The following is a 2,870-nucleotide window of genomic DNA, read 5'->3' as shown; positions in this document are numbered from 1 at the left end:
TTTCTATTGGTGTTTAGGTAGTCCAGGGCGCGGTGAACAATAAACGGTATGTCTTCGTTGCGGTAGGTGGCGGGGTAGCGGCCTATTGTGTCGTTGCAGATGGTGTGTAGGTCTGTGAGGGCTTCTAGGGTGTGGTATGGGTAGCCGCTGGTTGTGGGGGTGTCCAGGTATTCCAGTATGGTGCGGATTCTGGTTAGGGAGACTGTAGGAGTGCTGCGAGTTGGTCGAGTTCCATGACGGCTAGCCATTTGGGCTCTTTTCCTCCGTATCCTCGTAGTTTCCAGATTAAGGCGCCGTGCTGGTAGGGGCTTAGCTCGACTTGTGTGGTGAGTTGGTTTAGCCAGGGTCGCCATTTGGGGGTTGCTACGTCTTTTACTTGCCATGCTATGTTGAGTGCGTGGATGTCGCCTTCGTCTTCGCGGCGGCCGGGGCGGGTGCGTCGGGCTTCGGGGTCGTACTGTTGGAGGATTGCTAGTGCGGCTCGTTCAGCCCTGTCGCCCTTAGCCTTATTCGGGTGCGGCATGGCTAGTCCTCGTCGCAGACACGGCAGATACTGGATGCGAGGGCATCGGAATTGACCGAGGTCATGATATTTCCTCCTGGTATTCGGAGATGGCCGCGTCGACAATCGGGATAGCTTGTTCCAGACAGGCGATCTTCTCCAACGCGGGGCGCTTGGACTTCTTGTAGGTGTTAAGGGTTTTCTGGATAGACCGCTTGGTGGATTGTAGCGTCGCTAGGGAGTACTCGCCGGGGACGTAGCAGCCTCCGGGTCCTACCGTTGGAGTGAGCCAGTACCCGGACTCGTTCTGATCAATCCGGATTGTTTTCGCCTCGAGGTTCGTTTTATCTCGGTTCTTCTCAGTTGATGTCGTGTCAGGCATAATCATCCCTTTTCGTCTTGCTACTGTTCGCCATCATGCGGTTCATCGTTTGGCTGGCCGAGTAAAAGGTCGCAGAATATCTCTTGCAGATATTGCTTTTTGCTTGCGTACTCTTGATCTAGTGGAAACGTATCTTTGCAGATCTTTTCTGTCTGCTCTAGAATTTCACGTTTTTTATTGATGTCGCCATCTTGGGAAATAATACTTTCCACCGCTTCGCACACATCGATTAGAAGCTTTCCTACTTCTACCATGTTTTTAGCTGTATCAACAGCGTTTAGCTCGTCACTCAGTTCTTGTTCTTGAGTTCCGTTATCGTTAGAGAGCATTTTTTGCCTCCTGGTAGTCGAAGTCTGATTGTGTGAATTGGTCGATGTCGTCGGCATCCAGCGGGTAGTTGCGCCACATGTCGTTGCTCTGCTGGTTGTTGTCCAGGGATTCTTGGAGGTCGAGTGGTACGAGTTCTTTGATCGCGTACATTTACTGTTCCTCCTTGTCGATGGTGTCTGAGATGATGTCGATGAGACGGTGAGTATCCCAGCATGAGGCCTTCACCGTGTGGGAGAGCACTTCTGCTCGTTTCCGTGTCATCCAGCGGGTGTTTTTGTCTTTCGCCATGCGGTCGAGGTCGTTTGCGAGCACGGTTGCCTGGGTAAGGTAATTGTCGAGGCGGTCTCGTTGTGTGCGTAGTGTCATGGCATTCCACCGATTTCGTCTAGGCGGGCTTGTAGGATCGCGCATTGGCGATTGAAGAGTGCCGCCTGGTTGCGTAACTCGTTGATTCTGTGTTGGATTGCGCCGGGGGATGAGGCGTTTTTGACGGAGACGGAGCAGCGGTTCCCATGGAGCGTGCCTGAGCACACGTCGTAACCTTGGTAGCGGTCAACGTTTACTTTGCTCACTGTTCCTCTTCCTCCTTTTCCTCTTGTTGGTCAATGAGGCTCGCAACGTAGTAGAAGCCGTTATTCGCCATGCTCAATTGGTCTTTGAGTGTGTCTACGTAGAGTTCCTGGCCTTGGTCTTTGGAGAGGGTTTCTAGCCACTCTAGGAGGCAATAGAGGCCGAAACAGGACTGTGCGCACTTATCGGCTATGGCTGCCATTTCAGGGCGTGTAATCGGCTCTCCCAGCTGTTCTGGGTGTTCGGCTGCCATGTAGAGCAGCATGACATCGGTGGGGCATATGGTCTCGAGAAAGACTCCGTATCCGAATACGCTTGGTTCATTCATGTCGTGCGTCCTTGTATAGGTCTTTGAGCATTGTTTCTGCGGTTTTGAGGCTGTGGAGGGCAAACTCAACATCTTCGATGGCGATGGTGATTGCGTCTTCCCAGCGGTTGTAGTCGTCTGGGTAATCGACGGTGATTCCCCAATCCTCCATTTCGGACATGGTGTCGTCTCGTTGCTGTTCGAGATCATCGAGGATTTCTTGGAGTGTCTCGATCTTTTCAGTGAGGTTGTAATCTTCCATACTCATTGCTGTGTGTCCTAGAACGGAGGGTTGTCGGAGCCGTTGTTAGCCCCGAATTCCGTGGGCTGACTGTTCCACTGGTCAGCTTGCGGTTGGGCGTTGTCTTGCGGTTTGGCGATGAGTTTTACAGCATTGGCGCGGAGTTTGATAGTGGAGTGCTTATTGCCGTTTTTGTCTTGCCATTGTTCGGTGTAGGGGGTGCCTGCAACGTAGAGTTCGTCGCCCTTGTTGCAGGAATTTGTCACAATTTCTGCTGGGGTGCCCCACAGATTCGCTTCTATAAACAGTGTTGCTAGTTTTTGCCAACCACCTTGACGGTCTGGTTTGCTGTCGGATGCGGCGAGTCCGAGGGTGGCGACGGCTTTTCCGGATTGGGTGAAGTGGAGTTCTGGGTCTCGGGTAAGTCGGAAGATTCCGGCGATTCGTGGAATTGTCATTGTGGTGTCCTTTCAAGATGTGGCCGTATTGCGGCCTATTTCCAACGCTAAGCGTCCAACATAGCCATATTGGTGCCATT

At 52.4% G+C, this 2,870-nt stretch carries 10 protein-coding genes; all 10 read right to left on the bottom strand.

The genetic code is table 11. The features are described 5' to 3' along the window. Positions 1 to 248, bottom strand: a 248-nt coding sequence (locus QZV76_RS07250) for a hypothetical protein (RefSeq protein ID WP_290599351.1), incomplete at its 3' end; no start/stop codon positions are given. Continuing rightward, a complete protein-coding gene (locus tag QZV76_RS07245) occupies positions 194 to 523 on the bottom strand; it encodes a hypothetical protein (protein WP_290599350.1) in 330 nt (109 codons plus the stop codon). The genes QZV76_RS07245 and QZV76_RS07250, both read right to left, overlap by 55 nt. 61 nt (positions 524 to 584) lie before the next feature. Beyond that, entirely contained in the window at positions 585 to 884 is a 300-nt protein-coding gene (locus QZV76_RS07240; protein ID WP_290599348.1) for a hypothetical protein, read from the bottom strand. A 20-nt stretch (positions 885 to 904) separates the two neighbouring features. After that, a complete protein-coding gene (locus QZV76_RS07235) occupies positions 905 to 1,213 on the bottom strand; it encodes a hypothetical protein (RefSeq protein WP_290599346.1) in 309 nt (102 codons plus the stop codon). Continuing rightward, on the bottom strand, positions 1,203 to 1,364 hold the full coding sequence (locus QZV76_RS07230) for a hypothetical protein (RefSeq protein ID WP_290599345.1): 162 nt from the start codon (positions 1,362 to 1,364) through the stop codon (positions 1,203 to 1,205). The genes QZV76_RS07235 and QZV76_RS07230 overlap by 11 nt, the downstream gene beginning before the upstream one ends. Next, positions 1,365 to 1,580, bottom strand: coding sequence for a hypothetical protein (locus QZV76_RS07225; protein WP_290599344.1), 216 nt, complete (start codon positions 1,578 to 1,580; stop codon positions 1,365 to 1,367). It lies immediately after the preceding gene. Continuing rightward, positions 1,577 to 1,786, bottom strand: coding sequence for a hypothetical protein (locus QZV76_RS07220; protein ID WP_290599343.1), 210 nt, complete (start codon positions 1,784 to 1,786; stop codon positions 1,577 to 1,579). Before QZV76_RS07220 ends, QZV76_RS07225 begins: the two co-directional genes overlap by 4 nt. Beyond that, entirely contained in the window at positions 1,783 to 2,112 is a 330-nt protein-coding gene (locus QZV76_RS07215) for a hypothetical protein (protein WP_290599342.1), read from the bottom strand. Before QZV76_RS07215 ends, QZV76_RS07220 begins: the two co-directional genes overlap by 4 nt. After that, the gene (locus QZV76_RS07210) at positions 2,105 to 2,359 is read right to left on the bottom strand and encodes a hypothetical protein (RefSeq protein ID WP_290599341.1); all 255 of its coding nucleotides are present in this window, start codon (positions 2,357 to 2,359) and stop codon (positions 2,105 to 2,107) included. Before QZV76_RS07210 ends, QZV76_RS07215 begins: the two co-directional genes overlap by 8 nt. A gap of 11 nt (positions 2,360 to 2,370) precedes the next feature. Further along, positions 2,371 to 2,790, bottom strand: coding sequence for a single-stranded DNA-binding protein (locus QZV76_RS07205; RefSeq protein ID WP_290599339.1), 420 nt, complete (start codon positions 2,788 to 2,790; stop codon positions 2,371 to 2,373). Positions 2,791 to 2,870 lie beyond the last annotated feature (80 nt).

The sequence above is a fragment of the Lawsonella sp. genome, assembly GCF_011525565.1.
Lineage (GTDB): Bacteria > Actinomycetota > Actinomycetes > Mycobacteriales > Mycobacteriaceae > Lawsonella > Lawsonella clevelandensis_A.
Note: the sequence above shows the minus strand (reverse complement) of the source record. Positions and strands in the feature narration are given on the sequence as shown.

Bases quoted from the DNA above. Each gene is read 5' to 3' on its own strand.
- QZV76_RS07245 (WP_290599350.1), bottom strand. From the start codon at position 523: ATGCCGCACCCGAATAAGGCTAAGGGCGACAGGGCTGAACGAGCCGCA.
- QZV76_RS07240 (WP_290599348.1), bottom strand. From the start codon at position 884: ATGCCTGACACGACATCAACTGAGAAGAACCGAGATAAAACGAACCTC.
- QZV76_RS07235 (WP_290599346.1), bottom strand. From the start codon at position 1,213: ATGCTCTCTAACGATAACGGAACTCAAGAACAAGAACTGAGTGACGAG.
- QZV76_RS07230 (WP_290599345.1), bottom strand. From the start codon at position 1,364: ATGTACGCGATCAAAGAACTCGTACCACTCGACCTCCAAGAATCCCTG.
- QZV76_RS07225 (WP_290599344.1), bottom strand. From the start codon at position 1,580: ATGACACTACGCACACAACGAGACCGCCTCGACAATTACCTTACCCAG.
- QZV76_RS07215 (WP_290599342.1), bottom strand. From the start codon at position 2,112: ATGAATGAACCAAGCGTATTCGGATACGGAGTCTTTCTCGAGACCATA.
- QZV76_RS07210 (WP_290599341.1), bottom strand. From the start codon at position 2,359: ATGAGTATGGAAGATTACAACCTCACTGAAAAGATCGAGACACTCCAA.
- QZV76_RS07205 (WP_290599339.1), bottom strand. From the start codon at position 2,790: ATGACAATTCCACGAATCGCCGGAATCTTCCGACTTACCCGAGACCCA.